The organism is Lunatimonas sp., assembly GCF_020832325.1.
Classification (GTDB): Bacteria; Bacteroidota; Bacteroidia; order Cytophagales; family Cyclobacteriaceae; genus Lunatimonas.
The window spans coordinates 42,494-62,683 of sequence record NZ_JAFIEU010000003.1; the positions used below are offsets into that span (position 1 = coordinate 42,494).

Genomic DNA, 20,190 nt, shown 5'->3' on the forward strand with positions numbered 1-20,190 from the left:
AATAACTTATTATTCAGAAATAAATTTTTTAAAACAAATAATTTAAGAATTTTATATGTTACATTTTAATAGTTTCTTTTATCATTAAATGGAGGCTTCATGAAATTGATCATTTATTTCTTTTTAAATAAAGAAAAAGTTTAGTAGACTTGGCATGATAAAAGATGAAAGATTCAAACATTTATCTTTTTTCACTGTTTTTAATTAGAACTAAACCCAAAATTATATGGATAGCATATTTAACCGACTATTAAGTATTTTTTTAAAATATTTTAATTATTTATATAATATTTTTTCTCCCTAGGTAATCTTCTACCCAAAAAAAAGCTATTTAAATCTTCTGAAACTATGCGCGTGTTCACCAAACTTAGGAGTTGTTCAGTGAGGTGATAACCACATGTTTATCAATAATTTACTAATAAACCAAAACCAAATTAGCTTATGTTAACACTTTACAGGAGTTTCCATGCGTCTTTGGTATTGTTGCTGTTTTCGGCAACAGTGCTATTTGCGCAGCAACGCGAAATCAGCGGAGTCGTATCCGATGATTTTGGCGATCCCTTGCCGGGAGCAGCCGTGCTGCTTAAGGGCACGAGTACCGGTACGGTCACGGACATTGACGGTGAATACCGAATCAATGTACCCAACAACGAGGCAGTTCTCGTTTTCTCTTTTTTGGGATATACCAACAAGGAAGAAGTGGTAGGGACTCGGTCCACCCTGAACGTTTCGCTTGCACAGGCGGTCAGTGGATTGGACGAGGTGGTCATTACCGGTTACGGCGCTCAGTCAAGAAGGGATATCACTGGTGCTGTAACATCCGTGGATACCGATGACCTGTTAGCTATTCCCGCTACGACCTTTGCGCAGCAATTGCAAGGTAGGGCTGCGGGTGTCACCATTATCAACGATGCGACCCCCGGTGGAGGTGCCACCGTACGTATTCGTGGATTCGGTACGATCAATAACAACGATCCGCTGTATGTGATCGATGGGGTGCCTACACAGAATCAAGGCAACTTAAATCCCAACGACATTGAGTCAATCCAAATTTTGAAGGATGCTTCAGCAGCCTCGATCTACGGTTCCCGCGCAGCAAATGGTGTGGTAATTATTACAACGAAGCGAGGAAAAGTGGGTAAGCCCGTCATCGCCTTCGATGCGTTTTACGGTACCCAGCGTGCAGATAGAGGGCCAGAGCCATTGAATGCGGAGGAGCTTGGCAGGTACCTGTATCTGGCCAATACGTATCATGGCCGGACGCCAACGCACGGACAGTACTCTTGGGGACCGAATGGCGAAGTTAGCATTCCAGATTACGTATTCCCCAGTGGTGCCATGACGGGAGACCCAGGGACTAATCCAGCTTTGTATGCCTTGGAGCCTGGAAACATTTACCCGATTACCAGATCAGCGGATACCAATTGGTGGGATGAAGTGACCCGATCTGCGCCTATTCAGAGCTATCAAATCACCGCGTCCGGTGGTACAGAAAATGGCCGATATGCACTCTCTGTCAACTACTTTAACCAAGAAGGTATTGTAAGAGACATCGGTTATGATAGATATTCCGTACGAGCAAATACGGAATTCAAAGCATTAAACGGAAAACTCACCTTAGGTGAAAACCTCTCTGTTACGGTAGGTCAGCGCAAAGGAGGATTTGGAAATGGGGTAGCAGGTAATAATGCCGAGCAGAATGCGGTGTTTAGTGCTTCTCTTCAGCACCCATTGCTACCGGTATACGACATTATGGGTAATTTTGCCGGAAGTAGAGGAGCTAACTTAGGTAACAACTTCAACCCGGTAGCGGTTCTTTCCCGTGCGCAGGACAACCGAAACCTTTCTTTGAGGGCATTTGGTAATATCTACGGATCCTATCAGATCACCGACGATATCGAGGTGAAAACTAGTTTGGGTATGGATGCCAACACGAGAAGAGGTCGATTCATCGGGAGACCTCAGCCCGAATATGTGGAAGGTAACTTTATCAACAGTTCTACCTCAGAGCACGAATACACCTACCAGTGGGTATGGAGTAATACGGTGAGCTATTCCAAAACCTTTAACGACGTACATAACTTCGACGCCTACGTAGGGTTGGAGGCAATCAAGGAATTTGGGGAGATATTTGGCGGTCAGCGTCAGCGTTATGCTTTTGAGACAGTACCTGTAATAGGTTATCTGGACTTGGGTGACCCCAATACAGCTACCAACTTTGGCCGGGTGGTCAATGATTATCGATTGTACTCTCAGTTTGGGCAGGTAAACTATAACTACGACGGTAAATACCTGGTTCAGTTTATCTTGCGTAACGATGCATCATCCCGTTTCCTTCAGGCATCCCGAAATGCGACCTTCCCTGCGTTCAGCTTGGGATGGAGGCTTTCCGACGAAGATTTTATCGCCAATGCGCTTCCGTTTGTCTCCGACATGAAACTTCGCTACGGTTGGGGCAAAACAGGTAACCAGTTGATTGGAGACTACAACGCCTACACTACCTATCGAACAAACATCTTCAATTCGGGGTACCCGATCGACGGATCTTCTTCAACCCCAGCCCTTGGATTTGACGCTGCCCGTTTTGGAAACCCCAATGCACGTTGGGAGTCAACTACTTCGAATAACCTTGGGTTAGATGCTGAGTTTTTGGATGGGAAGTTCTTTTTCGAATTGGATGTATGGAACAGGGTAACCACCGACATGCTTTTCCAGGTGCCTATCAGTTACGGTCACGGAGATGCAATTGCGCCGTTTGTTAACATCGGCCAAATGACGAACAAAGGGCTTGACCTGAACTTGGGATACAGTGAGACCTTTATGGGAGGCGATCTTCGCCTAAATGTATCTGCGAACTATTCGATTTATAGAAATAATGTGGATCTATTAGACCAAAACGAAGATAACGTGTTGTTTGGAGCTTCTACCCGAGTGCCTTCGGTGACGGTTACGCAGCAAGGTTTCCCAATTTCCTCTTTCTTCGGATACCGAAACTTGGGTATTTTCCAAAACCAAGAGGAAGTCAATGCGCACCCTCCCTATGGAAATTACAACGCAGTGGGTAAATTCAAAGTGGAGGATATCAATGGAGATGGAATTATCACTGATGCGGATCGTACCATCATTGGTAACCCGCACCCCGACTTCGTCTACGGTATCAACGTAAACGTGGGGTATAAAAACTGGGATCTGACTTTGTTCGGTAACGGTTCAGTCGGAAACGATATTTTTAACTACATGAGATATTGGACTGACTTCAACACCTTCCAAGGAAATAAATCCAGAAGGGCTCTTTACGATGCATGGACTCCTGAAAACCCAGGTGGTACTGTGCCAATCATGGATTCCAATGACCAGATCAGCAGTAGGCCATCTACCTATTTCATCGAAGATGGCACTTATTTCAGGCTGAGAAATCTACAGCTTACCTATAATCTGACGCAAAATATGCTCAGTAAGTTGGGAATGAGCAGGGCGTCCGTTTATTTCCAAGGCCAAAACTTGTTCACACTTACCAACTACTCCGGTACCAACCCGGAAATCCAAACTGGAAGCAATAACACCATTGGCTTTGACGGCGGTTATATGCCGGTATCCAGAAATCTGATTCTTGGTGTAAATGTGACATTCTAACGTATTAGTAAGATGAAGAAAATGAAAAATAACTATATAAACCTGGCTGCTGTAGGACTTTTGGTCGGTGCGACTACCTTTTCATGCAGTGAGGGATTCCTAGAGACAGAACCTCAGGGACAATTCAGTACAGTGGGACTTGCAAACCCCCAAGGAGTTGAGGGGATATTGTTGGGAGCATACGCCATGGTAGATGGATTTGGGTTGGACGGACAGTCCAGCTGGAACGGAACCATCGAAAACTGGGTATATGGAGGTGTGGTGTCCGATGATGCCTACAAAGGTACCGATGCCGGCGACCAGCCAGAGCAGTCCTTTTTGGAAACGTACGATTTCCAAGCGACCAACCTCCACTTGAGAAACAAGTGGCGGGCTGTGTACAAAGGCGTAGCCCGTGCAAACGATGCGATCAATACATTGAAGCAAGTCGATGAAGTTTCCGACCAGCGAAGAGCACAGATTGTGGCTGAAGCGAGGTTTTTGCGGGCGTTTTTCCATTTCGAAGCAAGAAAAATGTGGAGAAGAGCTCCCTACATTGACGACAACATCTTTGTACTAGATGACTTGGAGAGTAGTAAGGTGCCGAATGACCGTGAAATATGGCCGGATATAGAGGCAGACTTCGAGGCAGCCATGGCTGTGCTACCTGAGTCACAGAACGATCCCGGCAGACCAACCAAGTGGGCTGCGATGGCGTTTTTGGCGAAAGCAAAAATGTTCCAAGGATGGAATCAGGACACCGGAGTAGCCAATACAGCAAAGCTTCAAGAGGCAAAGCCTCTTCTAGAAGATATCCTGAATAATGGCGGTTTCTCGCTAGTGCCTACCTTTGAAGAGAACTTCCTCGTGGGACGCAGAAACAACGAAGAGTCTATTTTCGAAGTACAATACTCCATTTCTTCTGCTACTACACAGGCAGCCAATGAGGGTACCACCCTTAATTACCCGTACACCGATCCTTGGGGATGCTGCGGATTTTATCAACCTACCCAAAACTTGGTGAATGCCTATCGGACCAGTGCGGACGGCCTGCCGTTGTTAACTACCTTCAATAACGAGAATGTAACCAGTGACGAGGGTGTTGCCTTAAATGCACCCTTCACCCCGTATCAGGGGCCCTTGGATCCCCGTCTAGATCACACCGTAGGTAGAAGGGGCATCCTCTACAAAGGATATAAGATACACAATAGAGACTTTATCCGTGACCAAGCGTATGCGGGACCTTATTCTCCTAAGAAGCACGTGGCGGAGCCGGCGTTTTTCGGAATAGGTCCAAACCCTCGTTTGTCGGCCAATAACTACCGCATCATGCGATTGGGCATGGTTATCCTGTGGTTAGCCGAGGTAGAGGTAGAATTGGGTAATTTGGAACGAGCAAGGGAATTGGTCAACTTGATCCGTACCCGTGCAGCCAATCCGGAAGGGTTTGTGCCCCGCGCCACCCAAGGAGCTGATAGGAACGATTTCACCATTGTGGAAGGAGAGCCTGCTGCCAACTATGTGATCAGTACCTACAACCAACCTTGGACAGATCAAGGGGTAGCTAGACAAGCTGTACGTATGGAGACTCGCTTGGAGTTTGCCATGGAGGGACATCGTTTCTTTGATCTTCAGCGATGGGGAGTTGCGGCGGAGGTCCTTTCGCAATATTTGACCGTAGAGCGAACCAGAAGGTCCTACCTGAGCCAGGCTCAGTTCCAGAAAGGGGTACACGAGTATTTTCCTGTTCCGTTGGAAGCCATCGAGAGATCTTTCAGCGAGGGATCGCCAACACTCACACAGGATCCTGCATTCCCTTAATCGCAGCTAAACTATTGAAAAGGCGGGTAATACCCGCCTTTTCTGTTTTTAAGGAGGTTTCCATAAGTCGGGTAATTCCGTTATATTTGATGTCGTTGTTAGCCGTCACATCTAGGTATGCTATGTCCAATTATCCGGTGTAGGTTGGCCTACAATTTCTTTTTTCCCGTTATCTTTGTGTTTTTACGTATTAACAGCTTGCATGCCAAAACTAATCCGGATTACAACCGTTCCCTTATTTTTAAAATTGCTCCTCAAGGGGCAAATGAAGTTTATGAAGTCTGCCGGTTGGGAGGTGTTGATGGTGAGTGCAGAAGGAAAGGAATGGGATCAGGTGAAGAAACAGGAGGGATGCCCCTATGAAGTAGTTCCATTTACCCGTCAGATAACTCCCTTTCAAGACCTACGGTGTCTATGGCAGCTATACAAGCTCTTTAAGAGGGAAAACCCCGATATTGTGCACAGCCATACCCCCAAAGCGGGTTTGTTGGCGATGGTGGCCGGCCGGCTTGCTGCGGTACCCATACGTGTTCATACGCTCGCGGGATTGCCCTATCAGGTAGCGGAGGGATCCCGGCGAAAGCTCATGGTGTGGATGGAGAAATTCACCTATAGGGCTGCAACGGAGGTTTGGGCAAATGCCGGATCTCTAAGAGATCAGATTGTTTCCGAGGGACTTGTCGAACGGGAAAAAGTGAAGGTAGTCGGCCATGGTTCTTCCAACGGGGTAGATTTGGAGGCTTTTAATCGGTATAACCTGAAGGAAAATAACTTGGTGGCAGCTACCATGCGCATCGTTCCCGGAGAGAATGAGTTTGTGATGTTGGTAGTTGGTAGACTGGTAAAGGATAAAGGCATTGAGGACTTGATCGAGGCGTTTTTGGCGTCAAAGATTGTGAACAAGTCTAAGTTGGTGCTCTTGGGGTCCTTTGAGCAAGACCTGAATCCACTTTCCCGCCAAACCATCAACCGGATAAACGATCACCCCAGAATCGTACAACTAGAGTGGACGGATCATGTTGCCTGTTATATGGCAATTGCTGATTTGTTGATACACCCCTCCCATCGGGAGGGATTTCCCAATGTGCTGTTGGAGGCTGGTGCCATGTGTTGCCCCATAATTTGCTCCGATATTCCCGGTAACAGAGAGATTGTCACACATAAAAAAACCGGCTTGGTCTATCCGGTAAACGACCACAGAGCATTAACAGAAGCCATCGAATTTGCGTATGTGAAGCGGGTGGAGATGCTATCCTATGCGGAAAACCTCAATCGGGAAGTTTCTGAGAAATACGACCGAAAGCTTTTCCAGCAGCAGCTATTGCAGGAATATTATCGGGTTTGGGATAAAGAATTATCGCGTAATGTTTAAATTCTCCTGATTTTTCATTAATCTCACAGATGTTTACCTTTGGAATGAGCAGGTTGGAATTTATATGGATAAGGAGGTGTGTTTTGGTGATTGTCATATCACTACTTGGTGGTTCTTGCGTGAGTAACAAGCGGATTAATTACCTACAAAACCTAAGCGGTAACCCAGTGATTGAGTTGGATGAGTTCATCCCCTACGCCAATGTGGACTACGAGTACGTGTTACAGCCCTATGATATCATAGACATTGATTTTGCTTCGCCCAACGAGGAACTGCTTAGGGCGTTTGAATACCAGGGGGCGAGCAATGCCCGGGTAGGAGGGCGCGGGGGCGCGGGTGCCATGGGTGGCGGAATGGATGTGTTTTATTTTTCGGGATATTCTTTGGATAAGGATGGCTTTGTACGCATTCCGAAGCTGGGTAATATTCCGCTTGCAGGCTTAACAGAGGAGCAGGCCCGTCAGAAAGTGGAGGAAGAGATAAACCGGTTTTTTAAGGAAGAGGTGGACGTGAGGCTACGTATTGGCGGCATTCGGTTTACCGCACTGGGGGAGTTTACCAGTGCCGGTACCAAAGTAATCCTGAAAAATCGGGCCACCATATTTGATGCCCTGGCGATGGCTGGAGAGTCAAATATTCTTGCAAAAAAAAATGAACTGTTTATTATCCGTCAGTACGATGGAGGAACCAAAATTCACCAAATCAATCTAAACGACCGCCAACTTCTAGCGTCGCCGTTTTATTTTGTGCAAAACAACGATATTCTTTACCTGCAACCTATGCAGATCCGGCAGGTAGGATCAGGGGACAATGTTTCGACATCCCTTCAATTGGGGATTTCTATTATCACCGCCCTATTGTTTATCTATGGTGTCACCTCAGGAATTTTTTAGGTATGGAGAATCTGGATCTATCAAAATTTGACGAGCAAGAGAAGCCAATTGATATTAAGTATTATATAATCAAGTACTCTCGGTATTGGCCTTTATATGTCTTATTTGTGTCGGTGGGCTTGGTGTGTGTTTTTTTGTTTCACCGCTATACAGTGGAGCGATTTGAAGTAAAGGGGAGTGTAATGATTAAACGAAATGCATCCCCAGAAGTACGGGTGTTGGACAGATCAAATATTTTTTCTGCGCCGGATAACCTGACCAACGATATCTTGCTTTTTGCATCTAAAAACCTTGCCGAGGAAGCGCTCAAAAAGGTCCATTTCGATGTAAGCTACTATGCGGCTACGAATATCAAGGAAATTGAGATGTACCGGCAGTCCCCCATACGTATCGACGTGGATTGGGAATACCCTCAGCTGGAAGGAAGGAGGATGGTCATTAAAATACTGTCTGCAGAGGAGTTTACGATAGACCGAGAGGAAAATCAGTTTTTGGAATGGTGGAATATTCGGCGATCGCCAGAGCGTTCTGATGTAGATATATATGGAAAGATCTTCCGGTTTGGTGAAGAAATTACTGGCTCCAAAGCTAAGTTCCGGGTCACTCTTCTTAATGCGTCCCGAATTGGTGAGGAGGTAGGTTTTCAGATGCATCATCCCAACTCGTTGGTAGACCGCTATGCAGGAAGTGTACAGGTGCGACCACTGATCAATTACGGGTCGGTTTTGGAGGTCAGTATGGTCACGAAGGTAGTAGAAAAAGGGAGTGACTACGTCAATGCATTGATGGACGCATTTTTAGAGTACGACCTGAAGGAAAAAAATCTTATTTCAGAAAATGCGCTGCGTTTTATCGAGGAGCAGCTTTTTATCGTAGAAGATTCCCTGAATTCCGTTGAGCGGCGCATGCAACAATTTAAGGTAACCAACAAGCTGTTGGATGTGAATGCGGAATTTGGCGGAGTGCTGAACAATATTCGCAGTTTGGAGGAAAATATCCAAACCATTGATTTCGAATTGTCCTACTACAAGACCCTACGGGACTACCTGCTTCGGAAAGGGGAGAACTACGAAGAAGTGGTCGCTCCCTCGGTGGTGGGGATCGCCGATGCGCTGCTGAATGAACTGATATCGCAGTTGGTGGATTATTCGCTTCAGCGTAGGAAGCTAATCAGCATCGTTAATACCAATCACCCGGACGTTATCGTTTTGGATCAGCAAATCCAACGGGTGCGGGATAATGTGTTTGAAAATATCCAAAATCTGATCGAAAATACAGAAGCTAAAAAGAGTGAAAATTTCGAAAAATTACGATCCTTTGACCAGCAGTTTTCCACGCTGCCAATGGCGGAATCTAACTACACGAATATTTTCAGAGAGTACAAACTGCGGGAAAACCTCTACACCTACCTCCTAGAAAAGCGTGCTGAGGCGGGAATAGCCAGGGCCTCTAACGTGTCTGATAATTCCATCGTAGATTATGCCAAGAAAGGCAGCTTGATCTATCCCAAGAAGATGCAAAACTACTCCTATGCGGTAGGTATTGGTTTTTTCATTCCCTTGGCGTTTTTGCTCCTGTATCATTATTTAAACAACCGGATCATGGATCAGATTCAGTTGAAGAGCATCCTGAAGATTCCACTTCTAGGTACAGTTGGGTATAGCGATAAAGAAACCAATTTGTTGGTAGCGGAATATCCCAGGGCACTGGCTTCGGAGTCCTTCCGATCCCTCCGATCGGCCCTGTTTTATATTCGCAGTGAAAAGAAGTGCAAAAAGGTATTGGTTACATCGAGTATTTCGGGAGAAGGGAAGACCTTTATTAGTATTAATATTGCCTCAGCAATGGCATTGAGCGGTAAAAAAACCTGCCTGATGGGTATGGACCTTCGGAAGCCAAAACTGGCGGCCAACATGGGTGTTTCCAACAAAAAGGGTCTATCTACTTTTCTAGTGGGAAAACATGGGTATGAGGAGACAATCTTGGAAACCAATTACGAAAACCTCTACGTCGTTCCTTCCGGTCCCGTTCCTCCTAACCCTTCGGAGCTTCTGCTAAAAAACCAATTAACGGATTTTTTTGATTATCTAGAGCAAGCGTTTGATGTGATCATCATGGACTGTCCTCCTGTGGGCTTGGTGTCGGAGACCATGGATTTATTGCGCTTTTCGGACATAAACCTGTATATCGTCCGGTACGATTATACACATAAAAACCACTTATTGATGATTAATGACCTGTACGGCAGTGACCAAGTAAGGGATTTTTACGCTATATTTAATGGTCTGAAAAGTGGCGGGGACACGTATGATTTCGGTGGTTACAATTATGGGTACGGATACAATTATTCCTATCTCCGGAAAAATAAATACAGTGGTAATTATTACGAAGACGAGCCTAGGGTTCAAAAAAGATGGCTTGCAAAATGGCTTTCAAGATTTAGGACTTAATTATTTATGATTTCAATGGAAAAATCAATTCTTATCACCGGTGGTGCGGGATTCATCGGGTCGCATGTAGTTAGACTTTTTGTAAAGAAATATCCACATTATCGAATTATCAATTTAGACAGCCTTACCTACGCAGGCAACTTGGCCAATCTGTCTGATATCGAAAACGAGCCAAATTATCACTTTGCCAAAGTGGATATCCAGGATGCGGAGGCATTGGAAAAGGTTTTTTCTGATTACTTAATTACCGATGTCATTCATTTGGCGGCCGAGTCACACGTGGATCGGTCCATTACCGACCCACTTTCCTTTGTGAAAACCAATGTGTTTGGTACAGTAAACCTACTGAATGCGGCCAAAAGCTTTTGGAAGGATCTGGAGGGGCATCTGTTTTACCACATTTCCACGGATGAGGTGTACGGGTCTCTTCACGATGGGGGCTACTTCCTAGAGACTACCCCATATGACCCTCAATCGCCCTATTCGGCTTCCAAAGCCAGTTCCGACCATTTTGTCAGGGCATATGCCAATACTTACGGCCTTAGGACGGTAATTTCCAACTGTTCCAACAATTATGGACCCAATCAGTTTCCCGAAAAGCTGATCCCTCTTTGTATACATAACATCAAAAACAACAAACCGCTGCCGGTATACGGGAAGGGGGAAAATGTGCGGGATTGGTTGTATGTCGTGGACCATGCTCGGGCTATAGACGTTATTTTTCATTCTGGAATAATCAACGACACCTTCAATATAGGCGGGTTTAACGAGTGGAAAAATATAGATATCGTTCGGCTGTTATGTCAGATTATGGACCGTAAGCTGGGTAGAGGTGCAGGTGAATCGGAAAAGCTGATTACTTTCGTGAAAGACCGCGCAGGTCACGATCTCCGATATGCCATCGATGCTACCAAAATCCAGCGTGAGTTAGGCTGGGAGCCTAGCTTGACCTTTGAGGTGGGCATTGAAGAGACGGTGGACTGGTATCTGAACAACGACAAATGGCTCAAGGGAGTTACCTCCGGGGAGTATCAAAAATACTACCACGAACACTACGGGTAGGAGTTTGGCATCTTTTGGGTTAGCAAAGGGGGTACCTGAACAGGTTTGGAGGATTTTCCACCAAGGTGACCACGGCGAAAAGATAGCCAATGGCAGCAAGCTTGATAAGTAGGCGTGAAACGGTGATCTAGTCCTATTACCTAGGCAGGCGGTGACCTATGAACAAGAAAAATTAGAAAATGAAACAGTACCACGATTTATTGCGGCATATTTTAGAAAATGGGGTGAACAAAGGCGACCGAACAGGTACGGGGACCCGAAGTGTATTCGGCTATCAGATGCGCTTCGACCTTAATCAAGGGTTTCCCCTGCTCACTACCAAAAAACTTCATATCCGATCGATCCTTCATGAGCTACTTTGGTTTTTACAGGGAGATACCAATATCGCGTATCTAAAGGAGCACAATGTTTCCATTTGGGATGAGTGGGCCGATGCGAACGGCGATTTGGGACCAGTATATGGGTATCAGTGGAGGCACTGGCCGGACGGAAAAGGGGGAGAAATTGATCAAATCAAAAACCTCATTCACCAAATCAAAAACAATCCCAATTCCCGTAGATTGATCGTGAGTGCCTGGAATGTGGCCGATGTGGACCAAATGGCCCTGCCACCTTGTCATTTACTGTTTCAGTTTTACGTGGCGGAGGGCAAGCTCTCTTGTCAGTTGTATCAACGTAGTGCAGACGTGTTCTTGGGAGTGCCGTTTAATATTGCTTCGTATGCACTATTTGTCCATATGGTCGCGCAGGTATGTGATCTGGAAGTGGGTGAGTTTGTTCACACTTTTGGAGATGCACACTTATATACTAACCACCTTGATCAAGCCAATTTACAACTATCGAGGGAGTGCAGGCCACTGCCCAAGCTGAGGTTGAACCCCGAGGTGAAGGATATTTTCGGGTTTAAGTTTGAGGATTTTGAGGTGACCGACTATAATCCCCATCCCCATATCAAAGCAGCTGTGTCGGTGTAGTACATTGATCTCAGTTATCGTTGCCGTAAAAGTGGCGGTTGGAGTCGTTTCTTGATTTTTTTAGCTATGGTTATACGTTTTTTTAGGGATCCTTATGGGCTATGTGATGAAGCTACTTACGCTGTTGTTTTTGTCAAACATTTGTTTTTTTGAGTTTTTTAAGAATGAACAACCTTCTTAATTTTGCAGAAATAATTTTTAGTTATAATAAAATAGAGAATTAATTTGTTTATTTATTTTGACGTGAAATTTTTTTTTGTAAATTTAAGGTATTGGCACATAGATAGTAAAGTCATTTTTTTGCTGCCTAGAACAGTATTCCTGTAATAGCTAGAATCCAATATCCAAATCGAATCTTTGGCATGCCTGGGATACGACATGCAGGCGGTTACCGAAAAGCCTTGATAGAGTAGGTTACATACAACCAACCAAACCAATCATGGCAGACAAGACTGTACAATTGAATTCGTCCGCGAAGAACCCAAATAACGTAGAGGCAAAGAAATATTATATTTTTAACGAGACAGGGAATATCATGATGGCTAGTACAGTGGATTCTGGAAACCCTATCACCAAAGAAGTACAAGATGTGTTTGCGGAGGTGTCGGTTTTTTTTGCCGGTATGTCCCGGGCAATCACCACGACGATTAATCCGGATACCGGAAAGCCCTATTCGCTTTACAATTATACTGCTTTGGAACGCATTATCAGTGGATCAGGACTTTTTGTTCACGTCACGGAAACCGATTTAAGCTATGAAAGCCATCAGTGGGGTGCAAATTTTAGCAAGGAACTTCTGGAAGCGTTGCTCGGATTGGCAACCGGCGCCGGTGCGTTGAGTTTTGCAACTGCCATGATTTCATCTATCGGCCAAGAAGGGCTGAACATATCCGGGTCTAGTTCTAGGTCAGATAGTAAGGTAGGTAACATTGTCTTTGTGTGCGAATACTTGTTGGGTATGCCCTCCATAAGCGCCATTGTAGTCTATGCAGACGCCAATACGCATAAGCAACAGTTGGATATAGGACCTTGTTTTAAAGAGAGCTCTGTGACGACCAATTGGGAGATGCATAAGGACACCTATCTTTTTGTAACGCCAACCTTCATTCGTCAATATGCGGGAGATTTGGATTCGATCAATATGAATCCTGAATATATGGAATTGATCAGTTGGTTTAGTGGATTGCTCTTACAGACACCTTCTGTTAAAAGTGTGGTCGATTCAACTAAACCAAACGAGAACCTGCCGTCTGGTTCGGCTTTAGCAAAAGGAACCACTTACTCGTTGCTTGGTCAATTTCTTGGTTCTGAAAAGGGATCGCTTAAGTTTTCTGAAAGTGGTTCCAAAGGTAAGATTAATGTTGGTTCCTGGGGAACGAATGAAGTTCAGTTCACGGTCGAGGGAACACAGGCGACAGCTTCTTCTATCCAAGTGTTGGATAAGTCGGGCAAGGTGCTGACTAACACATCACAGACATTTACCATTGCCTAATCTCAAGGGTTTTCTGCTGTTCCACTTGCTTTATCGAATGGAGGAATATACGTTACCCGAAGGAGGGTAATCTGTGAAAGCAACCAAATAAGGGCGAAAAAAGCACGTGAATACACCCAACTCTACGCCTCATGGGGCAAGCTAACGAGTATCATCTGGTCAATGCTTCGGGAAGTATTTTGATTCGGACGACTAGTCCGCCCAGTCAAAATCTACCCGAGGAGTTACGACAGGAATTTTCAATCGCCTCTTCCATCTTAGCTGCCATGACCGTTGCGTTGTCAAGAACGATCAATCCAATTTCCGGACATTTCTTTTCGTTGTACAACTATCATGGGATCGAACGGATATTGTCCGGATCAGGTAGGTTTACAAAAGTAGTAGAGGATTCGGTTACTTATAATGCCTATCACAGTTCGCATCAATTTGGCCGTCGTCTTTTTCAGAAGCTGTTGGGGGTTTCTCTAGATCAGGAAGGAACGTCGGTGGTTTTAGCGATCCTGAACTCTCTTGGTAAGGAAGCTATGCGAATGTCTACACAGGCTCATCCTGGTGAGTCCAAAGTAGGTCATATGATGTTGATACTGGAGAATTTGGCGGGAGTGGCAAGTGTTACCATCAAATTATTCTACTTTGACGTCCACTTGCACTCGAAGTACATACAGCTGGCACCCTGTAAAAAAAACCGGTGGCACCGGTCAAGGTGGGACGTGCATGTTGACACCTATGCCTTTAACGTCAATCGTTAATCCATAGTGACCACTCGGCCCAACGCATTGGGAAACGCGGGTACGCAATTAGGAGTTTTTATTCTGGAAAAGAAATGAAAGTACCTATAGCCTAGGTGAACGAGTTTAGGGGAGTAAACCGCTAGCACTGTCGGGTACCACGTTTTACAGACTGGTCAATGGATGGAAAATATCGGTTCGATGGAAGGGATGGGAGAGGTGTCAAAAACACTGTCATCAAACCGTTCGATATAGGAAATCCCGGTAACGTTTGTGGTAAATGCTGTTTCAGCTTCCTTTAATGCCTGTGGGAAGAAGGATCCTTCGTAAATGGGAATGCTTTTTTTATCCAAGTGTTCAATTAGCGCCCGCCTCGCCACCCCGGCAATACAGTTATGCGATAGCGAAGGGGTGTAAAAGGAGCCCTCTTTCACCCAAAAGAGGTTTGCAGCCCCTGCCTCAGAAAGGTACCCTTCTGCATCGGTTAGTAGGATCTCGTCCAAACCCATAGATACCCGTTCCAAATTAGCCATCACGTAGGGAAGGGCATTTAGTGTTTTGCAGTTAGCCCAGGGTGTGGGGAAGAGCTTTACCGATTGGGAAATGGCCGCCGAACGTTTGACCGTGGGCGCAGGATGAAACGGTTGAATGTAGACCGACTCCCTGATGTGGGATTCAGCAGGTGTGTATTTTCCGAGTCCATCTCGGTAGAGATTCCATCGCACACGCCACAAACCCTCGCTTCCTACCGTGTTTCGGAGGGACTGCTCTAGGCTAGCAAAATGGTTTGGGCCCTTCGCCCGTAACTGCAATACGCGGAGACCGTCCCTTACACGCGCTTGGTGGTGGGTCCCAAAACGGATGCTGCCGTTGGCGAATACCATGGTTTCAAAGATTCCATCTCCAAAGAAGGCTGCTCTAGTTGGCTGTTTACCCAGTAGCCAGCCACCGGAAAGGTCTTTTTCTAAATAAACTGTGTCAATTCCGTTCACTTTAGTGTCCGTTTTCGTTCACAATATTTCCCTGATCGAAAAACAGTGGGTGGTTTCTAAATAAAAGAGCGGATTTTATTGGTCATAAAGCCCCTTTATTGTTTATTTTGTAAAGTTACGCAAGAATACATTGTGTTAGCATGGAAGTTGTGATTAACGGTTAGCCCGTTGATAATTTACATATTACATTAAGCTCAAGACGTATGCAGAGAAACTTTTTACTGACTTTTTTACTCATGCTTTGGATGGGTGACCTTACCGCCCAGTCTTCGGATCAGTGGGGACGCCTAAGTCTTCAGCAGTGTGTGGAGATTGCCCTAGAGAATAACCTGACGCTACAGCGAAGTCGATTGAATCTATCCAATAACGAAGCAGCGATGCTTGAGGCCCAAGGGCAGATGATTCCTTCCTTTTCTTCTTCCCTTTCATCGGGGTTTCGTTGGGGAAGATCCATCAATCCGGTAACTAACTTGTTTGAAACCCGTCGTATCGGCAATGTTAATATTTCTGCCAGCGGTAGTGTGCCCATTTATGCGGGGCGACAAATCAGCAACCGGATCGAGCAAGCGAAGACAGATGTAGAGATTGGTCGGTTAAATGTTGCAGCCACCGAGAATGATATACAGTTGAATGTCATAAATTTATTTGTAAATGTGGCGTTTGCTAAAGAGCAGGTTAATATTGCCCAATCTCAGCTGCGTACCGTATCCGAGCAGTTGGAACGTACCAGGAGGCTGGTGGCTGCAGGATCTCTGCCCAGGGCAGACCTACTGGATTTGGAAGCACAGAAAGCCACCACGGAACTCGAGCTGATAAATGCGGCTAACAACCATCGTATTGCTAGGTTGAATCTTTCCCAGCAGCTTTTGCTGCCTTTTACGGATGAGTTTGATATTGATGTTCCGGATGTTGACCTCGAAACCCTGGAAATGGTGGGAGTAAGCGTAGCGGAAATCTACGGTACAGCCTTGGCTATTCTTCCCCAAATAAAAGCTTCGGAGTTGGGAGTAAACAGTGCGGAAATTGGTGTGCGTTTGGCTAAGGGAGCTTTTTTGCCAACTCTTGGCCTAAATGCAAACGTGTTTTCGAATTACGTGGATCAGAGCACCTTTGGTACGGCAGATCCGCTGCTTCGACAGTTTGAAAACAACTTGTCCCAATCCATGAATATGGCCCTGAATATTCCCATATTCTCCCAGTTCCGCAATCGGGCTGGCTTACAACGAGCTCGCATACAAAAGCGCTTGAGTGAAATTCAAGAAGTAGAGGTAAAGAACCAATTGCGCCAGGATATAGAGACAGCTTATACTTCTGCCTATGCGGCTAGGCAGTCCTTCGAAAGTTCTACTAAGCGGGTGGAAGCATTGGTGGAATCGTTTCGGATGGCTACCCAGCGCTTTGAAGTAGGGGGAATTAATGCCGTGGAGTACCAGGTGGCCCAGAATAACCTTTTCAATGCCCAAGCCGACCTGATCACTTCCAAGTACGAATACGTTTTTAGAGTTAAAGTGCTGGACTTCTATCTAGGAAGACCACTTTCGTTAAATTAATCCATCTCATGGCAAAAAAGAAATCAAACAAGGTGTTATACATCCTATTGGGGGTGATCTCCGTGCTTATTGTAGGTATTCTGATCGGAAAATCGCAAGGGTGGATAGGAAGCGCCAAGGAAATCGAGGTAGAGTTAGCCAGGGTGGGCTATAAGGATATCACCGAGAAGGTGAGTTCTTCCGGGGTGGTGCAGCCGGAAACTGAGGTTAAAATGAGCCCTGATGTAGCGGGAGAAATCATCGAGCTAAATGTCATGGAGGGTGACTCTGTCAAGGTCAACGACCTGCTGGTAAAGATCCGGCCAGATAATTTCATATCTGCCCTAGACAGGGCCCGAGCGACACTGAATCAACAAATGGCCAATTTGGCACAATCCCGGGCGGCATTAAAGCGCGCAGAAGCGGTATTTACCCGATCGCAATTGGAATATGACCGAAACCTGAAGCTGTACGAAGATAAGGTGATCTCTGATTCGGACTTTGAGCAGATCAATTCCAATTACCTTTCTTCAAAAAATGACCTCGATGCTGCAGAGCAAACGGTATTGGCGGCTGAATTTGTAGTAAAAAGTGCGCAGGCTACTGTGGATGAAGCAGCAGAAAACTTGAGGCTCACCAATGTGTACTCCCCGACCAATGGGGTGGTTTCCAAATTGTTGGTCGAAAAGGGGGAGCGGGTAGTAGGTACCGCTCAAATGGCCGGTACGGAAATGCTGCGAATCGCAGACCTGTCACGCATGGAAGTCCGGGTGAATGTCAACGAAAACGATATCGTTCGTATCTCCATGGACGATGACGTGATTATTGATGTAGACTCGTATGCGTTTAGCGGAAAACGATTTGCTGGCAAAGTGACTGCTATCGCTAACTCGGCAAACGAGAAGGTCAGCGCCGATGCGGTTACGGAATTTGAAGTGAGGATACGCATTTTAAATGAGTCCTACAAGGACTTGATCACAGAGAAAAATCCCTATCCCTTCCGGCCCGGTATGACCGCCTCGGTGGAGATCATAACTAACCGTAAAGAAAACGTATTGGCCGTACCGCTGGCTGCTGTAACTACCCGTGAAGATCAACTAGAGGACTCGGGCAGTGGGGCCCCGAAAATGAAGGAACTGGTCTTTTTGAAGGAAGGTAACTTGGCAAAATTGGTACAAGTGAAAACGGGTATTTCGGATTTTGACAATATCGAAATCTTGGATGGATTGCGGGAAGGGCAAGAGATTATAATCGGGCCCTATTTCGTGGTTAGTAAACAGTTGGAGGATGAGAAACCGGTAAAAGCAGTGCTTAAAGAGAGCAAAAAGTGATATAGGAAGCAAGAAACATAAGAAGATCCCGCTAAAAATTAAAGGAACCCGAAAGGGTTCCTTTTTTTTGGGGTTTATCTTTAACTGACTTCAGCTATTTTTGTTTCAGGAAATGCATGATTCGGCAATACCTTCATTTCTAAAATCTCACTAATTTAATAAAATTTTACCATGTAGCCGTATTTTTTTAAGGAATTTTTAGTAATTAAATATATCAAATATTTTATTCTGAAAAAACCCGTATCATGGTAAAAAATTTTGACGAATTAATTTTTCGGTTTCAAACTCGGAAAATTATTAGGTGTTTATACACTATTTCTGCACTCTGCTGTATACCTCTACAAGTTGTTCGTACAGGTGCTTTTGCAATTGCAAGTGCTGCTCGGGGGTTAGTTCCGGGGCTTTGTGGGCATGGTGGTGGCTGTGGTCGTGCCCTTCATGGTCGTGATCGTGGTCATGGGTATGTTCAAACCCCGGAACTTCTACGAAACTTTGATCCCAGTCCTCCAGGAAGTCTCTGAGTTCGGACTGTTGCTCGTCGGTCAGGGTCACCCCTTGCTGAAGGATTTTTTCCAGGTTTTCCCGGATCGTCAGGGATTTCTCGTGAAAAGAAAAGGCTTCCTGAAGCATTTTTTCGTGGGCAGGATTGCCGCAGCTCAGACACAAACAAAGAAACGGAAAAAGGAAGGCAATTGATTTCATAGGCTTTTTGATTGCAAAATAACCGAAATTTTCTTTTAATGCAATAATGTTGCATGTATCTTTGCAAGATGATTGGAGGATTTGAACTAGTTGCCGCGTTGATCAGCGCGTTGGCGGTGGGGTTGGTTGCGTTGGTGGGCTTGGTGTATCAGTTTGTAAGCAGGGAGTTTGTGACCCGCTATGTGCCTTGGGTATTGGCGCTGACGGCAGGAATACTGCTTGGCAATGTGTTTTTTCACCTGCTGCCAGAAGCCAGTCACGAGTCTAGAGAACCGTATGGCATTCTTTTTGGGTTTATTGCAGGACTTGGCGTATTTTGGCTACTCGACCGGATGCTTCACCGGCATCATCGGGAGAAGCCCGAGGCAGGCAGGTCGTTGGGTTACCTCACATTGATCGGTGATGGCTTTCACAATTTTATCGATGGGCTGGTAATTGGTACCAGTTATTTGATTCATTTTGAATTGGGTGTGGCGACCACATTGGCTATCCTGCTCCATGAACTCCCTCAGGAATTGGGTGAGTCTGGGACCATGGTGTATAGTGGGTTTACGCCCAAAAAGACTGTACGTTTGAATCTGCTGGTGTCTCTAACCGCAGTGCTGGGTGTATTGGTTTCCTTTGGCGTACAGCGTTGGCTTCTAATATCGCCTGCTTTTTTGTTGGCCTTTACGGCTGGTGGTTTTCTATATGTCGCACTGGGTAGGCTGATGCCCGAATTGTTTCGAACGAGCCCGCTGACCCGAGTGAGGCTTTCTTATGTAGCGGTACTGTGTCTGGGTTTAGCGGTGGTATTTGGTATCAACAGAATGCAACCCCATGTGCATCATCAGGCCCCCAAAGAGGTGCACCTGCACGCAGTGCCCTTTGGCTTTGTGCAGCATCCCTAAGGGGCAGAAAGTTTCTTGCTGTTATTACCAACCCTTTCATAGGCCAACGGGTTATGACGCTGTAGTAACCTATCAGCTACTTTATGAAACAACGTAAGCAAGATCTCCCAGTCAAAACCTGCCCTGTGTGTAATCGTCCATTTAGCTGGCGGAAGAAATGGGAGAGGAATTGGGAGGAGGTAAAATACTGCTCCAAGCGCTGTAGTAGTGCCCGTGGCAAAAGCAAGGATTGATAGAATAGACACTGCACTTGCACCAGCCATGGGGGGTATCCCTTTTGGGTAGAGCAGCTTTAGGGAGATTTCTAGTCGATTTTTTCGATAGGTTGGCAGTCACGGTCTT

General features: G+C 45.6%; 15 protein-coding genes. 13 read left to right on the plus strand and 2 right to left on the minus strand.

The features are described from left to right. Nucleotides 1–441: 441 nt before the first annotated feature. The 9 genes from JJU34_RS00945 (at nt 442) to JJU34_RS00985 (ending at nt 14,425) form a co-directional block, all read left to right on the plus strand. Complete coding sequence (locus JJU34_RS00945; RefSeq protein ID WP_228690437.1) at nt 442–3,633, plus strand: TonB-dependent receptor; 3,192 nt, start codon at nt 442–444, stop codon at nt 3,631–3,633. A 21-nt stretch (nt 3,634–3,654) separates the two neighbouring features. Further along, the gene (locus tag JJU34_RS00950; protein WP_228690455.1) at nt 3,655–5,433 is read left to right on the plus strand and encodes a RagB/SusD family nutrient uptake outer membrane protein; all 1,779 of its coding nucleotides are present in this window, start codon (nt 3,655–3,657) and stop codon (nt 5,431–5,433) included. A gap of 202 nt (nt 5,434–5,635) precedes the next feature. Next, on the plus strand, nt 5,636–6,805 hold the full coding sequence (locus JJU34_RS00955; protein WP_228690438.1) for a glycosyltransferase family 4 protein: 1,170 nt from the start codon (nt 5,636–5,638) through the stop codon (nt 6,803–6,805). 44 nt (nt 6,806–6,849) lie between these two features. Continuing rightward, nucleotides 6,850–7,698 (plus strand): polysaccharide biosynthesis/export family protein, encoded by an 849-nt coding sequence (locus tag JJU34_RS00960; protein WP_228690439.1) that lies wholly within the window; start codon nt 6,850–6,852, stop codon nt 7,696–7,698. 2 nt (nt 7,699–7,700) lie between these two features. Further along, on the plus strand, nt 7,701–10,148 hold the full coding sequence (locus JJU34_RS00965) for a tyrosine-protein kinase (RefSeq protein ID WP_228690440.1): 2,448 nt from the start codon (nt 7,701–7,703) through the stop codon (nt 10,146–10,148). A gap of 15 nt (nt 10,149–10,163) precedes the next feature. Further along, the gene (rfbB, locus tag JJU34_RS00970; RefSeq protein ID WP_228690441.1) at nt 10,164–11,210 is read left to right on the plus strand and encodes a dTDP-glucose 4,6-dehydratase; all 1,047 of its coding nucleotides are present in this window, start codon (nt 10,164–10,166) and stop codon (nt 11,208–11,210) included. Nucleotides 11,211–11,389: 179 nt separating this feature from the next. Further along, the gene (locus tag JJU34_RS00975) at nt 11,390–12,184 is read left to right on the plus strand and encodes a thymidylate synthase (RefSeq protein ID WP_228690442.1); all 795 of its coding nucleotides are present in this window, start codon (nt 11,390–11,392) and stop codon (nt 12,182–12,184) included. A 439-nt stretch (nt 12,185–12,623) separates the two neighbouring features. Next, entirely contained in the window at nt 12,624–13,676 is a 1,053-nt protein-coding gene (locus JJU34_RS00980) for a hypothetical protein (RefSeq protein ID WP_228690443.1), read from the plus strand. Nucleotides 13,677–13,807: 131 nt separating this feature from the next. Beyond that, nucleotides 13,808–14,425, plus strand: a complete 618-nt coding sequence (locus JJU34_RS00985; RefSeq protein WP_228690444.1) for a hypothetical protein — start codon at nt 13,808–13,810, stop codon at nt 14,423–14,425. Between the two features lie 155 nt (nt 14,426–14,580). On the opposite strand, the gene JJU34_RS00990 is transcribed toward JJU34_RS00985, so the two are convergent. Further along, on the minus strand, nt 14,581–15,396 hold the full coding sequence (locus tag JJU34_RS00990) for an aminotransferase class IV (protein ID WP_228690445.1): 816 nt from the start codon (nt 15,394–15,396) through the stop codon (nt 14,581–14,583). A gap of 203 nt (nt 15,397–15,599) precedes the next feature. Here JJU34_RS00990 and JJU34_RS00995 point away from each other — a divergent pair, with 203 nt between their 5' ends. Beyond that, nucleotides 15,600–16,946, plus strand: a complete 1,347-nt coding sequence (locus JJU34_RS00995; RefSeq protein WP_228690446.1) for a TolC family protein — start codon at nt 15,600–15,602, stop codon at nt 16,944–16,946. A gap of 8 nt (nt 16,947–16,954) precedes the next feature. Next, nucleotides 16,955–18,256 (plus strand): efflux RND transporter periplasmic adaptor subunit, encoded by a 1,302-nt coding sequence (locus JJU34_RS01000; RefSeq protein WP_228690447.1) that lies wholly within the window; start codon nt 16,955–16,957, stop codon nt 18,254–18,256. A gap of 312 nt (nt 18,257–18,568) precedes the next feature. Here JJU34_RS01000 and JJU34_RS01005 read toward each other — a convergent pair whose 3' ends face one another. Then, nucleotides 18,569–18,958, minus strand: a complete 390-nt coding sequence (locus JJU34_RS01005) for a hypothetical protein (protein WP_228690448.1) — start codon at nt 18,956–18,958, stop codon at nt 18,569–18,571. A gap of 53 nt (nt 18,959–19,011) precedes the next feature. On the opposite strand from JJU34_RS01005, the gene JJU34_RS01010 reads away from it, so the two are divergent. Continuing rightward, the gene (locus tag JJU34_RS01010) at nt 19,012–19,848 is read left to right on the plus strand and encodes a ZIP family metal transporter (protein ID WP_228690449.1); all 837 of its coding nucleotides are present in this window, start codon (nt 19,012–19,014) and stop codon (nt 19,846–19,848) included. An 83-nt stretch (nt 19,849–19,931) separates the two neighbouring features. Continuing rightward, nucleotides 19,932–20,081, plus strand: a complete 150-nt coding sequence (locus JJU34_RS01015) for a DUF2256 domain-containing protein (protein ID WP_228690450.1) — start codon at nt 19,932–19,934, stop codon at nt 20,079–20,081. Nucleotides 20,082–20,190 lie beyond the last annotated feature (109 nt).